Consider the following 14,229-nt stretch of genomic DNA (forward strand, 5'->3'; position numbering starts at 1 on the left):
TCCAACCCCCTGTAGGAGCGAGCTTGCTCGCGAAAAACGTCAACGATGACGCGGACTATCAGGATTAAAAGTGGCGCCCTCAGGTTTTTCGCGAGCAAGCTCGCTCCTACAGTGGGCTTTTTCATCTTAACCTGACCACTTAGGCAAGTTTCTTGCAGACAGACCGTTCAGAAAAAATGCAGAAATGCAGGCTTACAAAGTTTGCGATAAGTTGTATACAATCACTCATCGCTGTGACGCCACTCAGTCATTCCACTGCCCGGCCGCCACACATTTGCTACCACGAACAAGAAGGAAGACTGCAGTGAGCGCTGACTACCCACGCGACCTGATCGGTTACGGCAGTAACCCTCCTCACCCCCACTGGCCGGGCAAGGCACGCATTGCGCTGTCGTTCGTACTCAACTACGAAGAAGGCGGCGAGCGCAACATTCTGCACGGTGACAAAGAGTCAGAAGCCTTCCTCTCGGAAATGGTCTCGGCCCAGCCGCTGCAAGGCGAGCGCAACATGAGCATGGAGTCGCTGTACGAGTACGGCAGCCGTGCCGGCGTGTGGCGCATCCTCAAGCTGTTCAAAGAATTCGATATCCCGCTGACCATCTTCGCCGTGGCCATGGCCGCCCAGCGCCACCCGGATGTGATCCGCGCAATGGTCGAGGCCGGCCATGAGATCTGCAGCCACGGCTACCGCTGGATCGACTACCAGTACATGGACGAGACCCAGGAGCGCGAGCACATGCTCGAAGCCATCCGCATCCTCACCGAACTCACCGGTGAACGCCCACTGGGCTGGTACACCGGCCGCACCGGCCCCAACACCCGCCGTTTGGTGATGGAGGAAGGTGGCTTCCTGTACGACTGCGACACCTACGACGATGACCTGCCCTACTGGGAACCCAACACCCCCAACGGCAAGCCGCACCTGGTGATCCCCTACACCCTGGACACCAACGACATGCGCTTCACCCAGGTGCAGGGTTTCAACAAGGGCGATGACTTTTTCGAGTACCTCAAGGACGCCTTCGACGTGCTGTACGCCGAAGGTGCCGAGGCGCCGAAGATGCTTTCGATCGGCCTGCATTGCCGCCTGATCGGCCGCCCGGCACGCCTGGCCTCGCTCAAGCGCTTCATTGAATACGTCAAAGGCCATGACCAGGTGTGGTTCACCCGCCGCGTGGACATCGCCCGTCACTGGCACCAAACCCACCCCTGCACGGGAGCGGCGAAATGACTGCGTTCCAAACCCTTAAACCCTCGACCTTGAGCCGCGACGCATTCGTCCAAGCCTTCGCCGATATCTACGAACACTCGCCATGGGTGGCCGAAAAGGCCTTCGACCTGGGCCAGGATACGTCGATCGACCAGATCGAAACCCTGCACCAGCGCATGAGCGATATCCTGTTGAGTGCTGATCACGCCTCGCAACTGGCGCTGATCAATGCTCACCCGGACCTGGCAGGCAAAGCCGCCGTCCAGGGCCAACTGACCCAAGCCAGCACCGATGAACAAGCAGGCGCGGGTATTCACCAATGCACGGCCGAAGAGTTTTCTCGCTTCACCGAGCTGAATGAGGCCTACAAAGCCAAGTTCAAGTTTCCCTTCATCATGGCGGTAAAAGGCAGCAACCGGCATCAGATCCTCGCCGCGTTCGAAACGCGCATCCACAACTCTGCAGACGCTGAGTTCAAGTGCGCGCTGGACGAGATCAACAAGATCGCGTTGTTCCGCTTACTGACCCTCTAGCAGTCCATCCCCAGCCACTCTATCTAAGGCAGACAAGAAGAATGAAAGCTTACGCCGTACCTTTCGAGAAGTTCGTCAACCTGGCCGACGCCCGCCTGGGCACCAAGATCCTCTCGGTGACCGATGACTGGTTCGCTGACGCCAACCGCCTGTTCCAGCCGACCCCGGCCGTGTGGAAGGAGGGCGTTTTCGATGACAACGGCAAGTGGATGGACGGCTGGGAGTCACGCCGCAAGCGCTTCGAAGGCTACGACAGCGCGGTGATCCGCCTGGGCGTGCCGGGTTCGATCAAAGGCGTGGACATCGACACTTCATTCTTCACCGGCAACTTCCCGCCGTCGGCCTCCCTGGAAGCCTGCTTCCTGGCCTCGGGTGAGCCGGATGCCAATACCCAGTGGGTGGAAGTGCTGTCAGCCGTCGAGCTGCAAGGCAACAGCCACCACTACCACGAGATCAACAACGACCAGGCGTTCAGCCACCTGCGCTTTAACATCTACCCGGATGGCGGCGTAGCCCGTCTGCGTGTGTACGGTGTGCCGTTCCGCGACTGGTCCTCGGTGGGCGACAACGAACAGGTCGACCTGGCTGCCGCGCTCAATGGCGGCCGTGCCCTGGCCTGCTCCGATGAACACTTCGGCCGCATGAGCAACATCCTCAACCCAGGCCGTGGCATCAACATGGGCGACGGTTGGGAAACCGCGCGTCGTCGTACGCCAGGCAATGACTGGGTGATTGTCGCCCTGGGCCACCCGGGCGAGATCGAGAAAATCGTGGTCGACACCCTGCACTTCAAGGGCAACTACCCGGACACTTGCTCGATCCAGGGCGCCTTCGTGAAAGGCGGCACCGACAGCCAGATCGAAACCCAATCGCTGTTCTGGCGCGAATTGCTGCCGGCGCAGAAGCTGGAAATGCACGCCGAACACACCTTCGCCGAGCAGATCAAAGCGCTGGGGCCGATTACCCACATCCGCTTGAACGTGTTCCCGGATGGTGGGGTGAGTCGCCTGCGCGTCCTGGGCAAAGTCGCCAAATAACACCCGATCGTCCCCACGCTCTGCGTGGGGATGCACCCCGTGACGCTTCGCGTCACACAGCGGACGCAGAGCGTCCAGGGCAGCGTTCCCACGCAGAGCGTGGGAACGATCTATAGACAAGACAAGAAGACAGCCATGCGCACACTGATGATCGAACCTTTGACCAAAGAAGCCTTCGCCCCCTTCGGAGACGTTATCGAAACCGACGGCAGCGATCACTTCATGATCAACAACGGGTCGACCATGCGCTTTCACAAACTGGCCACGGTCGAAACCGCGAAGCCGGAAGACCACGCCATCATCAGCATCTTCCGCGCCGACGCGCAGGACATGCCGCTGACTGTGTGCATGCTGGAGAGACACCCGCTGGGCAGCCAGGCTTTCATTCCGCTGCTCGGCAACCCCTTTCTGATCGTGGTCGCGCCACTTGGCGATGAACCTGTATCAGGCTTGGTCCGCGCCTTCGTCACCAACGGCAGGCAGGGCATTAATTACCATCGCGGCGTCTGGCACCACCCGGTGCTGACGATCGAAAAGCGGGATGACTTCCTGGTGGTTGATCGCAGTGGCACAGGCAATAACTGCGATGAGCATTTTTTCAAAGAGGATGAGCGGTTGATCCTCGCCCCCCACCAATAAGAGAAGGTCTGATCACCCGACAACAAGGGTGACAGGCGAGAGGTAAAGACTGTGGAAGCACATCTGTTGGAATGGCTGAACCTGAGCGTGCGCTGGGTTCACATGATCACTGGCGTCGCCTGGATCGGCGCTTCTTTCTACTTCGTCTGGCTGGAAAACAACCTTAATCGCGTCAACCCCAAGAACGGCCTGGCCGGTGACTTGTGGGCGATCCACGGTGGCGGTATCTACCACCTGGAAAAATACAAACTGGCCCCGCCGACCATGCCGGACAACCTGCACTGGTTCAAATGGGAAGCCTATTTCACCTGGATGTCGGGCGTCGCGCTGCTGTGCGTGGTGTTCTACCTCAACCCCACGCTGTACCTGCTCGCCCCCGGCAGCAGCCTCAGCGGCACCGAAGGCGTGTTGCTGGGCATCGGCTCACTGTTCGCCGGCTGGTTCATCTACTCCTTTCTGTGCGACTCGGCCCTGGGCAAACGCCCTGCCCTGCTCGGCTTGATCCTGTTCGTGCTGTTGATTGCGGCGGCTTACGGCTTCAGCAAGGTATTCAGCGGCCGGGGTGCCTACCTGCACGTGGGTGCGGTGATCGGCACGATCATGGTGGGGAACGTGTTCCGCATCATCATGCCGGCCCAACGCGCGCTGGTGGCGGCCATCGCCGAGAACCGCACACCCGACCCGGCGCTGCCGGCCAAGGGCCTGTTGCGCTCACGCCACAACAACTACTTCACCTTGCCAGTGCTGTTCATCATGATCAGCAACCACTTCCCGAGCACCTATGGCAGCCAATACAACTGGCTGATCCTGGCCGGGATCGCGGTGGCGGCGGTGTTGGTGCGCCATTACTTCAACACCCGGCATGACAGCCAGAAGTATGCGTGGACCTTGCCCGTGGGCGCCTTGGCGATGATCAGCCTGGCCTACGTGACCGGGCCCAAACCGGCTGAACCGATTGCCAAGGCACCGGCTGCCATCGAGTACCAACCCCTGCCGGAAACTGCATTGGGCGGTGGCTTGAAACCCGCCGCGCCTGCCGCACCCGCCGCTGAACCGGCACCGGCCCAGGCCACCACGGACTTCGGCCAGGTGCACCACGTGATCGAGCAACGCTGCACCGTGTGCCACTCGGCCAAGCCCACCAGCCCGCTGTTCAGCACCGCTCCGGCTGGGGTGATGTTCGACACACCGGCACAGATCCAGCAACAGGCCGCGCGCATTCAAGCGCAGGCCGTGGCCAGCCAGATCATGCCGCTGGGCAACATTACCCAGATGACCCAGCAGGAGCGGGATTTGATCGGCACCTGGATCAACCAAGGGGCCCGTACCAACTGACTGTTTCACACCGTTCCCATGTGGGAGCTGGCTTGAAGATTGAGTTTCATCCGGCAATTGAATGCCAAACAACACAAAAATAAAAAGATTCGAGGTGTTGCATGTCCCAGTTAGAAACGCAGACTCCTGCCGCGCCCGCCATGGTGCGGCTGCCCCTCTTGCAATTGATTCTGGTAGGCCTGCAACACGTCTTGCTGATGTACGGCGGTGCCGTCGCCGTGCCCCTGATCATTGGCCAAGCCGCCGGCTTGAGCCGTGAAGAAATCGCCTTTCTGATCAACGCCGACCTACTCGTAGCCGGTATTGCCACCATGGTGCAGTCGTTCGGCATCGGCCCGATGGGGATCCGCATGCCGGTGATGATGGGCGCCAGTTTTGCCGCCGTGGGCAGCATGGTCGCCATGGCCGGCATGCCCGGTATCGGTTTGCAGGGCATCTTTGGCGCGACCATCGCCGCCGGGTTCTTCGGCATGCTGATCGCGCCGTTCATGTCCAAGGTGGTGCGCTTTTTCCCACCGCTGGTGACCGGTACGGTGATCACTGCCATCGGCCTTTCGCTGTTTCCCGTGGCGGTGAACTGGGCCGGCGGAGGTAGCGCCGCCGCCACGTTTGGCTCGCCGGTCTACCTGGCGATTGCCGCCCTGGTGCTGGGCACTATCTTGCTGATCAACCGCTTCATGCGCGGCTTCTGGGTGAACATCTCGGTGCTGATCGGCATGGGCCTGGGTTACGCGCTGTGTGGCGTGATCGGCATGGTCGACCTCAGTGGCCTGGCCCAGGCGCCATGGGTGCAGGTGGTAACGCCGTTGCACTTTGGCATGCCCAAGTTCGAGTTGGCGCCAATCCTGTCGATGTGCCTGGTGGTGGTGATCATTTTTGTCGAGTCCACCGGCATGTTCCTCGCCCTGGGCAAGATCACCGGCCAGGAGGTCACGCCGAAGATGCTGCGACGCGGCCTGTTGTGTGATGCCGGCGCGTCGTTCTTTGCCGGCTTCTTCAACACCTTTACCCACTCCTCCTTCGCCCAGAATATCGGCCTGGTGCAGATGACCGGCGTGCGCTGCCGCTCGGTCACGCTCATGGCCGGCGCGTTCTTGATCGTGCTCAGCCTGCTGCCCAAGGCGGCCTATCTGGTGGCGTCGATTCCACCTGCGGTACTCGGCGGCGCGGCGATTGCGATGTTCGGCATGGTGGCGGCAACCGGGATCAAGATTCTGCAGGAAGCCGACATCGCCGACCGCCGTAACCAGTTGCTGGTGGCAGTGAGTATCGGCATGGGCCTGATCCCCGTGGTACGCCCGGAGTTCTTCGCACAGCTGCCGTTGTGGATGAGCCCGATTACCCACAGCGGCATCGCCATGGCCACCCTCAGTGCGCTGTCGCTGAACATCCTGTTCAACATTCTCGGCGGCGCTGAGCGCCCCGAAGTCGCACATACGCATTGATTCCTTTGTTAGTACAAAAATAACAACAAACAGGGAACACCCACATGCACAACCTTGACATGGGGCCGGCCACACGCCGCGCCCCATTCTTGCCCCTCGCGCTCTGTTACAGCGCACTTGAGCCCAGGCCTGGGAGCCAGTATTCTCCGCGCCCGCTCGAATCGACTCAAAAAAAAACAGCGAATGTAAAAGCTGACCTCAAGGCCAACTTATCCCGGCCTGATGTTTGCTGCCAAAGTGCACAAAAGCCCCCTGAATTCGACTGCATCCGCTGCAGCCGACGGGGATTTTTTGGCTTTTTGAACACCTTGGCGCAGCTCTTGCTAAAAGCATCAAAGCTGACCGAACAGACGATTTTTGCAGCGAACCAAAAGGCGCCACACCAGAGCGCCTGCGTAGAAGAAAAACCATAAAATTTTAACTCGGGAGCAACCGAATGAAACCTATGTTCAAAGGCCTGATGCTGGCAGGATCACTGTTGGCCGGTGGCCAAGCCGTAGCCGGTGACTTGTTGCAGTGGCAAAACAACAGCCTGACTTACCTGTGGGGCAAGAGCTTTACCGTCAACCCGCAGATCCAGCAAACCGTCACCTTCGAACATGCCGACGCGTGGAAGTATGGCGATAACTTCTTCTTCCTAGACCGTATCTTTTACAACGGCAAGGAAGACGGCAATGTCGGCCCGAATACTTACTACGGCGAGTTCAGCCCGCGTTTGTCGTTCGGCAAGATCCTGGACAAGGACCTGTCGTTCGGCCCAATCAAGGACGTGCTGCTGGCCTTCACCTACGAGTTCGGCGAGGGCGATAACGAGTCCTACTTGCTGGGCCCGGCATTCGATTTGAACATTCCCGGTTTCGACTACTTCCAGCTGAACTTCTACCAGCGCCAGACCGAAGGCAATCGCCCGGGTGACGGCGTGTGGCAGATCACCCCGGTGTGGTCGTACACCATTCCCGTGGGTAATTCTGACGTGCTGATCGACGGCTTCATGGACTGGGTGGTGGATAACGACAAGAACGCCCGCGGCACTTACCACGCCAACCTGCACTTCAACCCACAGGTCAAATACGACTTGGGCAAAGCCTTGCATTGGGGCGACAAGCAGTTGTATGTGGGTTTTGAATACGACTATTGGAAGAACAAATACGGGATTGAAGACAGCGGCGCTTTCAAGACGACTCAGGACACGGCAAGCTTCCTGGTCAAGTACCACTTCTAAAGGTTGATCGCGGTTCCTTGTGGGAGCTGGCTTGCCTGCGATCGCGGTGTGTCTGTGCCAGCAGTGTTGGCTGGCATACCGCTATCGCAGGCAAGCCAGCTCCCACATTCAGTTCGGCGTCAGGCCGAGGAAACGGGTGATTTCTTCGCGCTTGGCCAAGGCATCCTTGCGCCCCAGTTCGATCAACTCGCTGCAATACCCCGCCTCGAACAACAGATAACTCAACACCCCCGCGCCGCTGGTCTTGGTCGCCCCAGGCCCCCGCAAAAACACACGCAGTGCCGCCGGCAATTCCTGGCGATGTCGCGCGGCGATTTCATCGATGGGCTGGCTGGGGGCAATCACCAGCACCTCCACTGGCGCCAGGCCCTGGACCGCCGCATCCACAGGCACGACGCGGCTGAACTGGTTCAAGCGCTCCAGCAGCTCGATATCGCTTTCCAGGCTGTCAATGAACGTGCTGTTGAGCATGTGCCCGCCAATTTGCGCCAGGGTCGGTTGCTGGCCGGTGTAAGTGCGTTGCACCGAAGGTTCATTGCCCCGAGGGTTGCCACTCACCCCCACCACCAACACGCGACTGGCGCCCAGGTGCAAGGCCGGGCTGATGGGGGCGGACTGGCGCACCGCGCCATCGCCGAAGTACTCCTGGCCGAGTTTGACCGGGGCAAACAGCAGCGGGATCGCCGAACTGGCCAGCAGGTGCTCTACGGTCAATTGGGTGGGCACACCGATACGCCGATGGCGCAGCCAGGCATCAATGGTGCCGCCGCCCTGATAGAAGGTCACCGCTTGCCCGGACTCATAACCAAACGCGGTCACCGCCACCGCCTGCAAATGCTGGCGACGGATCGCCTCGTCGATGCCGCCAAGGTTCAAGCGCTCTTGCAACAAGTCGCGCAGTGGCGAGCTGTTGAGCAATGCCACCGGCACCTGGCTGCCCAGGCCCAAAAGGCTATGGATCAGGAAACGACTGGCCTGGCGCATCACCCCCGGCCAGTCACTGCGCAGCACCTGGTGGCTGCGAAAGCCCTGCCAGAAGGACGTCAGCCGTTGGATGGCCGCGGAAAAATCGCTGGCGCCACTGGCCAGGCTCACCGCATTGATCGCACCAGCGGAGGTGCCGACGATCACCGGAAAAGGATTCGCTGCCCCCGCAGGCAGCAACTCGGCAATCGCCGCCAACACCCCCACCTGATACGCCGCGCGCGCCCCGCCGCCGGAAAGAATCAAACCTGTGACCGGTTCCGCTGGGCGCATTGCGTCACTCCATGTGAGAAGGGGTTGGGGTTATCGACGGCGCTTTTCGTACAACTTGGGCTCACCCGGTGGCCGGCTCTTGAACCGGCGGTGCGTCCACAGGTATTGCTCGGGGCATTCGCGCACCGAGGCTTCGACCCACTGGTTGATGCGCAGGCAGTCGACCTCGTCGGTTTCACCCGGGAAGTCGGTCAGCGGCGCATGGATTACCAGGCGGTAACCGCTGCCGTCAGCCAGGCGCTCCTGGGTAAACGGCACCACCAGCGCCTTGCCCAGGCGGGCGAACTTGCTGGTGGCGGTGACGGTGGCGGCCTGGATGCCGAACAGCGGCACGAAGATACTTTGCTTGGCGCCGTAGTCCTGGTCTGGCGCGTACCAGATGGCCCGGCCGGCGCGCAGCAGCTTGAGCATGCCGCGCACGTCGTCACGCTCCACGGCCAGGGAGTCGAGGTTATGGCGTTCGCGGCCACGGCGCTGGATAAAGTCGAACAGCGGGTTGCCGTGTTCGCGGTACATGCCGTCAATGGTGTGCTTTTGCCCCAGCAGCGCCGCGCCGATTTCCAGGGTGGTGAAGTGCAGCGCCATGAGAATCACGCCCTTGCCTTCCAACTGCGCCTGCGTGAGGTGCTCCAGCCCTTCGACATGGGCCAGGCGCGCCAGGCGCGGCTTGGGCCACCACCAGCTCATGGCCATTTCAAAGAAGGCGATGCCGGTGGAAGCGAAATTTTCCTTGAGCAGGCGTTTGCGTTCCTTGGCGGATTTTTCCGGGAAGCACAGCTCAAGGTTGCGTGCCGCGATACGGCGACGATCACCGGCCACACGGTACATGCCCGCGCCCAGCAGGCGACCAATGGTCAACAGGGCCCGATACGGCAATTGAGTGACCAGCCACAGCAGGCCGAGCCCCAGCCATAGCAGCCAAAAACGCGGGTGAAGAAATACAGCTCGAAAACGCGGGCGATCCATTACAGATTCCGGTAAAGACAAGGGCCGCGCATTCTACAACGGTTCGACTCGGCTTGCGGCGGGTGAGTGTTCTCGTTATAAGTCTCGACACTTTTCGTGACAAGCCGCTTTCGCCGACCATGAGCCAAACCGAACCGCTAGACCAAGATCCCGTGTTCCAGCTAAAAGGCAGCATGCTCGCCATTACCGTGCTGGAACTGGCCCGCAATGACCTCGACGCCCTGGACCGCCAACTGGCCGCCAAGGTCGCCCTGGCGCCGAACTTCTTCAACAACGCCCCGCTGGTGCTGGCGCTGGACAAGCTGCCGGCTGGCCAGGGCGTGATTGATTTGCCCGGCCTGATGCGCGTATGCCGTTCCCACGGCCTGCGCACACTGGCGATTCGCGCCAGCCGCATCGAAGACATCGCCGCCGCCATCGCCATTGAACTGCCAGTACTGCCGCCGTCCGGCGCCCGCGAGCGTGCGCTGGAGCCATTGGTCGGCGAAGAAAAGAAAAAACCGGAAAAACCACCCGAGCCTGCGATCAGGCCTACAAAGATCATCACCTCGCCGGTACGCGGCGGGCAGCAGATTTACGCCCAGGGTGGCGACCTTGTGGTGGTCTCCTCGGTCAGCCCGGGGGCGGAACTTCTTGCCGATGGCAACATCCATGTATACGGCCCGATGCGCGGACGCGCCCTGGCCGGCATCAAGGGTGATACCAAGGCGCGTATTTTTTGCCAGCAGTTGACCGCTGAGCTGGTTTCCATCGCGGGTCAGTACAAGGTTTCCGAAGATTTGCGCCGCGATCCACTGTGGGGCGCTTCGGTACAGGTCAACCTGTCGGGCGATGTGTTGAACATCATCCGTCTTTAACGGATACTGCCGCATTTTCCAAGCATCTCTAGACTCTGATAGCAAAGCGAAACCGGCAAGACTTGTGTAGGACTTTTTGGAAGTTGGTGTTTCCCCATGGAAACCTCGGCTTTTTCCTGCAAAGGCTGTCCGCCTGCGGCGAGTTTCAAGAGATGTTTTTCAGGGACCGAAAGTCCTTTTTCCTTAGGGGTGAAACACCTTGGCCAAGATTCTCGTGGTTACATCCGGCAAGGGTGGTGTGGGTAAGACCACCACCAGCGCCGCTATCGGTACCGGCCTCGCTCTGCGCGGCCACAAGACAGTCATCGTCGACTTCGACGTCGGCCTGCGTAACCTTGACCTGATCATGGGCTGCGAGCGTCGCGTGGTGTATGACTTCGTCAACGTGGTGAACGGCGAAGCCAACCTGCAACAGGCCCTGATCAAGGACAAGCGCCTTGAGAACCTGTACGTGCTGGCCGCCAGCCAGACCCGCGACAAAGACGCGCTGACCAAAGAAGGCGTGGGCAAAGTCCTCGCCGAGCTCAAGGAAACCTTCGAATACGTAGTATGCGATTCGCCGGCCGGTATCGAAACCGGTGCTCACCTGGCGATGTACTTCGCCGACGAAGCCATCGTGGTGACCAACCCGGAAGTGTCCTCGGTACGTGACTCGGACCGCATGCTCGGCCTGTTGGCCAGCAAGTCCAAGCGCGCCGAAGAAGGCCAGGACCCGATCAAGGAACACCTGCTGCTCACCCGCTATAACCCGGAGCGCGTCAACAACGGCGAAATGCTCGGTGTTGAAGACGTGAAGGAAATTCTCGCCGTGACCCTGCTGGGCGTGATCCCGGAATCCCAGGCCGTGCTGAAAGCATCCAACCAGGGCGTACCGGTGATTCTCGACGACCAGAGCGACGCCGGCCAGGCGTACAGCGATGCCGTGGATCGCTTGCTGGGCAAGACCGTGGAACACCGCTTCCTCGATGTCAAGAAGAAGGGATTCTTCGAGCGTATCTTTGGAGGCAACTAAACAATGAAATTTCTCGACTTCTTTCGCGCCAACAAAAAACCCAGTACCGCATCGGTCGCGAAAGAGCGTCTACAGATCATCGTGGCGCACGAACGCGGCCAACGCAGCACCCCGGACTACCTGCCAGCCTTGCAGAAGGAACTGGTCGAGGTGATCCGCAAGTACGTCAATATCGGCAACGATGACGTGCATGTCGCCCTGGAAAATGACGGCAGCTGCTCGATTCTGGAACTCAATATCACCCTGCCCGATCGTTGATCGAACGGGCGGTCGCCACGGCGGCTCTGCTACCTGGCCCTGTACTGCTGTAGGAGCGAGCTTGCTCGCGAAAAACCTGAGAACACCGCGTTTAACCTCAATGAACGCAGTGCCGATAAGTTCTTCGCGAGCAAGCTCGCTCCTACAGGGTGAGGGGGCGGTCAGTGGAGCCGCCGTTGGTGTTTGTTACGAGGCTGTTTAATGCCGCTGTCCAATATCCATATCCTGCATCAGGACGACGCTGTCCTGGTGGTGAACAAGCCCACCCTGCTGCTCTCGGTGCCTGGCCGCGCCGACGACAACAAGGACTGCCTGATCACCCGCCTGCAGGAAAACGGCTACCCCGAAGCCCGCATCGTCCATCGCCTGGACTGGGAAACTTCGGGGATCATCCTGCTGGCCCGGGACGCGGATACCCACCGCGAACTGTCCCGCCAGTTTCACGACCGCGAAACAGAAAAGGCCTACACCGCCCTGGCCTGGGGCCAACCGGCACTGGACAGCGGCAGTATCGACCTGCCCCTGCGCTACGACCCGCCGACCAAGCCCCGCCATGTGGTGGACCATGAGTTCGGCAAACATGCGCTGACCTTCTGGAAAGTGCTGGAGCGTTGCGGCGACTGGTGCCGCGTGGAGTTGACACCGATCACCGGGCGTTCGCATCAGCTGCGCGTGCATATGTTGTCCATCGGGCATCCGTTGCTGGGTGATGGCTTGTACGCCCATGAACAAGCCTTGGCCGCCTGGCCACGCCTGTGCCTGCATGCAAGCATGCTCAGCTTCACCCATCCGCAAAGCGGCGAGCGCCTGCGCTTCGAGTGCCCAGCGCCTTTTTGAAGGGCGGATGCGGTCAAATGTGGGAGCTGGCTTGCCTGCGATAGCGGCGTGCAAGCCAATACATCTTGCACAGAAAGACCGCTATCGCAGGCAAGCCAGCTCCCACAGGGTTTGGTGTGGTTCTCGACCCTGCACGCTCACTCCAAATATCTGGCCAATACGGTAAACTCTCGCCACTGCTGTCTGGAGCTATTTATGCGCGAAGCGTTGAATCAAGGCCTGATCGACTTCCTCAAGGCCTCCCCTACTCCTTTTCATGCCACTGCCGCCCTGGCCCAGCGCCTGGAAGCCGCCGGCTACCAGCGTCTCGACGAGCGCGACACCTGGGCCACCGAGGCCAACGGTCGCTACTACGTGACCCGCAACGATTCCTCGATCATCGCCTTCAAGCTCGGCCGCCAATCGCCGCTGCAAGATGGTATCCGCATGGTCGGCGCCCACACCGACAGCCCGTGCCTGCGGGTCAAGCCCCAGCCGGAGCTGCAACGCCAGGGCTTCTGGCAACTGGGTGTGGAAGTCTACGGCGGCGCGCTGCTGGCACCCTGGTTCGACCGCGACCTGTCCCTGGCCGGGCGTGTCACCTTCCGCCGCGATGGCAAGGTCGAGAGCCAACTGATCGACTTCAAGCTGCCGATCGCCATCATTCCCAACCTGGCCATTCACCTCAACCGTGAAGCCAACCAAGGCTGGGCGATCAATGCCCAGACCGAGCTGCCGCCGATCCTCGCGCAGTTTGCCGGTGACGAGCGCGTGGACTTTCGCGCCGTGCTCACCGAGCAGTTGGCCCGCGAGCATGGGTTGAATGCCGATGTGGTGCTCGACTACGAGCTGAGTTTCTACGACACCCAAAGTGCCGCCGTGATCGGCCTCAATGGCGACTTTATCGCTGGTGCGCGCCTGGACAACCTGCTGTCGTGCTACGCCGGTTTGCAGGCCTTGCTCACCAGCGACACCGATGAAACCTGCGTGCTGGTGTGCAACGACCACGAAGAAGTCGGTTCCTGCTCAGCCTGCGGCGCCGATGGCCCGATGCTGGAACAGACCCTGCGTCGCCTGCTGCCCGAAGGTGAAGAATTCGTACGCACCATTCAGAAATCCCTGCTGGTGTCGGCAGACAACGCCCACGGCGTGCATCCCAACTACGCCGAGAAACACGACGCCAACCACGGCCCGAAACTCAACGCCGGCCCGGTGATCAAGGTCAACAGCAACCAGCGCTACGCCACCAACAGCGAAACCGCCGGGTTCTTCCGCCACCTGTGCATGGCCCAGGAAGTGCCAGTGCAGAGCTTCGTGGTGCGCAGCGACATGGGCTGTGGCTCGACCATCGGCCCCATCACTGCCAGCCACTTGGGCGTGCGCACGGTGGACATCGGCTTGCCGACCTTTGCCATGCACTCGATCCGCGAGCTGTGCGGCAGCCATGACCTGGCGCACCTGGTCAAGGTGCTGGGCGCGTTCTACGCCAGCCGCGATTTACCCTGAGACCGAGGCGCGCCCATTGCGGGCAAGCCCGCTCCCACATTTGATCTGTGAATGCATTTCAGTGTGGGAGCGGGCTTGCCCGCGATGGGTTTCCAAACAGATGTAAGGCTATCTGACTCACATCAACTGCACTTCT

General features: G+C 60.7%; 15 protein-coding genes. 13 read left to right on the forward strand and 2 right to left on the reverse strand.

Going from position 1 to position 14,229, the window contains the following annotated elements; all coding sequences use genetic code 11:
* Positions 1–304 precede the first annotated feature (304 nt).
* The 8 genes from puuE (at position 305) to E1K68_RS19130 (ending at position 7,421) form a co-directional block, all read left to right on the forward strand.
* Positions 305–1,231, forward strand: coding sequence for an allantoinase PuuE (gene puuE, locus E1K68_RS19095; RefSeq protein ID WP_003192817.1), 927 nt, complete (start codon positions 305–307; stop codon positions 1,229–1,231).
* Entirely contained in the window at positions 1,228–1,743 is a 516-nt protein-coding gene (uraD, locus tag E1K68_RS19100) for a 2-oxo-4-hydroxy-4-carboxy-5-ureidoimidazoline decarboxylase (protein ID WP_003192819.1), read from the forward strand. Before puuE ends, uraD begins: the two co-directional genes overlap by 4 nt.
* A 41-nt stretch (positions 1,744–1,784) precedes the next feature.
* The gene (gene alc / locus E1K68_RS19105; RefSeq protein ID WP_137204239.1) at positions 1,785–2,780 is read left to right on the forward strand and encodes an allantoicase; all 996 of its coding nucleotides are present in this window, start codon (positions 1,785–1,787) and stop codon (positions 2,778–2,780) included.
* Positions 2,781–2,915: 135 nt separating this feature from the next.
* Positions 2,916–3,419 carry an ureidoglycolate lyase gene (locus E1K68_RS19110; RefSeq protein ID WP_003192823.1) on the forward strand — a complete coding sequence of 168 codons (504 nt, stop codon included), beginning with the start codon at positions 2,916–2,918 and terminating at the stop codon, positions 3,417–3,419.
* Between the two features lie 51 nt (positions 3,420–3,470).
* Complete coding sequence (locus E1K68_RS19115) at positions 3,471–4,754, forward strand: urate hydroxylase PuuD (RefSeq protein WP_003192825.1); 1,284 nt, start codon at positions 3,471–3,473, stop codon at positions 4,752–4,754.
* 101 nt (positions 4,755–4,855) lie between these two features.
* Entirely contained in the window at positions 4,856–6,199 is a 1,344-nt protein-coding gene (locus E1K68_RS19120; protein ID WP_003192826.1) for a nucleobase:cation symporter-2 family protein, read from the forward strand.
* Positions 6,200–6,243: 44 nt separating this feature from the next.
* Positions 6,244–6,612, forward strand: coding sequence for a hypothetical protein (locus tag E1K68_RS19125; RefSeq protein WP_156995572.1), 369 nt, complete (start codon positions 6,244–6,246; stop codon positions 6,610–6,612).
* Positions 6,613–6,635: 23 nt separating this feature from the next.
* Positions 6,636–7,421 carry an outer membrane protein OmpK gene (locus E1K68_RS19130; protein ID WP_003192827.1) on the forward strand — a complete coding sequence of 262 codons (786 nt, stop codon included), beginning with the start codon at positions 6,636–6,638 and terminating at the stop codon, positions 7,419–7,421.
* Between the two features lie 108 nt (positions 7,422–7,529).
* Here the strand turns inward: E1K68_RS19130 and E1K68_RS19135 are convergent, their stop codons facing one another.
* Together E1K68_RS19135 and E1K68_RS19140 are read right to left on the reverse strand one after the other, a co-directional pair.
* Positions 7,530–8,678 carry a patatin-like phospholipase family protein gene (locus E1K68_RS19135; RefSeq protein WP_212614553.1) on the reverse strand — a complete coding sequence of 383 codons (1,149 nt, stop codon included), beginning with the start codon at positions 8,676–8,678 and terminating at the stop codon, positions 7,530–7,532.
* 30 nt (positions 8,679–8,708) lie between these two features.
* The gene (locus tag E1K68_RS19140; protein ID WP_003192830.1) at positions 8,709–9,644 is read right to left on the reverse strand and encodes a lipid A biosynthesis lauroyl acyltransferase; all 936 of its coding nucleotides are present in this window, start codon (positions 9,642–9,644) and stop codon (positions 8,709–8,711) included.
* A gap of 119 nt (positions 9,645–9,763) precedes the next feature.
* On the opposite strand from E1K68_RS19140, the gene minC reads away from it, so the two are divergent.
* From minC to E1K68_RS19165, 5 genes are all read left to right on the forward strand, one after another.
* Positions 9,764–10,501, forward strand: coding sequence for a septum site-determining protein MinC (gene minC, locus E1K68_RS19145; RefSeq protein WP_003192832.1), 738 nt, complete (start codon positions 9,764–9,766; stop codon positions 10,499–10,501).
* Positions 10,502–10,700: 199 nt separating this feature from the next.
* A complete protein-coding gene (minD, locus tag E1K68_RS19150) occupies positions 10,701–11,513 on the forward strand; it encodes a septum site-determining protein MinD (RefSeq protein ID WP_003192835.1) in 813 nt (270 codons plus the stop codon).
* A 3-nt stretch (positions 11,514–11,516) separates the two neighbouring features.
* Complete coding sequence (gene minE, locus E1K68_RS19155; RefSeq protein WP_003175252.1) at positions 11,517–11,771, forward strand: cell division topological specificity factor MinE; 255 nt, start codon at positions 11,517–11,519, stop codon at positions 11,769–11,771.
* A 201-nt stretch (positions 11,772–11,972) separates the two neighbouring features.
* Positions 11,973–12,608 carry an RluA family pseudouridine synthase gene (locus tag E1K68_RS19160; protein ID WP_003192838.1) on the forward strand — a complete coding sequence of 212 codons (636 nt, stop codon included), beginning with the start codon at positions 11,973–11,975 and terminating at the stop codon, positions 12,606–12,608.
* A gap of 195 nt (positions 12,609–12,803) precedes the next feature.
* The gene (locus tag E1K68_RS19165; protein ID WP_003192841.1) at positions 12,804–14,093 is read left to right on the forward strand and encodes a M18 family aminopeptidase; all 1,290 of its coding nucleotides are present in this window, start codon (positions 12,804–12,806) and stop codon (positions 14,091–14,093) included.
* The last annotated feature ends 136 nt before the right edge of the window (positions 14,094–14,229 follow it).

It is taken from the genome of Pseudomonas sp. B2021, assembly GCF_018135665.1.
GTDB classification, from domain to species: Bacteria; Pseudomonadota; Gammaproteobacteria; order Pseudomonadales; family Pseudomonadaceae; genus Aquipseudomonas; species Aquipseudomonas lactis.

What these genes read in the sequence shown, in the direction of transcription:
- uraD (WP_003192819.1), top strand. Translation starts at nt 1,228, where the DNA reads ATGACTGCGTTCCAAACCCTTAAACCCTCGACCTTGAGCCGCGACGCA.
- alc (WP_137204239.1), top strand. Translation starts at nt 1,785, where the DNA reads ATGAAAGCTTACGCCGTACCTTTCGAGAAGTTCGTCAACCTGGCCGAC.
- E1K68_RS19110 (WP_003192823.1), top strand. Translation starts at nt 2,916, where the DNA reads ATGCGCACACTGATGATCGAACCTTTGACCAAAGAAGCCTTCGCCCCC.
- E1K68_RS19120 (WP_003192826.1), top strand. Translation starts at nt 4,856, where the DNA reads ATGTCCCAGTTAGAAACGCAGACTCCTGCCGCGCCCGCCATGGTGCGG.
- E1K68_RS19125 (WP_156995572.1), top strand. Translation starts at nt 6,244, where the DNA reads ATGCACAACCTTGACATGGGGCCGGCCACACGCCGCGCCCCATTCTTG.
- E1K68_RS19130 (WP_003192827.1), top strand. Translation starts at nt 6,636, where the DNA reads ATGAAACCTATGTTCAAAGGCCTGATGCTGGCAGGATCACTGTTGGCC.
- E1K68_RS19135 (WP_212614553.1), bottom strand. Translation starts at nt 8,678, where the DNA reads ATGCGCCCAGCGGAACCGGTCACAGGTTTGATTCTTTCCGGCGGCGGG.
- E1K68_RS19140 (WP_003192830.1), bottom strand. Translation starts at nt 9,644, where the DNA reads ATGGATCGCCCGCGTTTTCGAGCTGTATTTCTTCACCCGCGTTTTTGG.
- minC (WP_003192832.1), top strand. Translation starts at nt 9,764, where the DNA reads ATGAGCCAAACCGAACCGCTAGACCAAGATCCCGTGTTCCAGCTAAAA.
- minE (WP_003175252.1), top strand. Translation starts at nt 11,517, where the DNA reads ATGAAATTTCTCGACTTCTTTCGCGCCAACAAAAAACCCAGTACCGCA.
- E1K68_RS19160 (WP_003192838.1), top strand. Translation starts at nt 11,973, where the DNA reads ATGCCGCTGTCCAATATCCATATCCTGCATCAGGACGACGCTGTCCTG.
- E1K68_RS19165 (WP_003192841.1), top strand. Translation starts at nt 12,804, where the DNA reads ATGCGCGAAGCGTTGAATCAAGGCCTGATCGACTTCCTCAAGGCCTCC.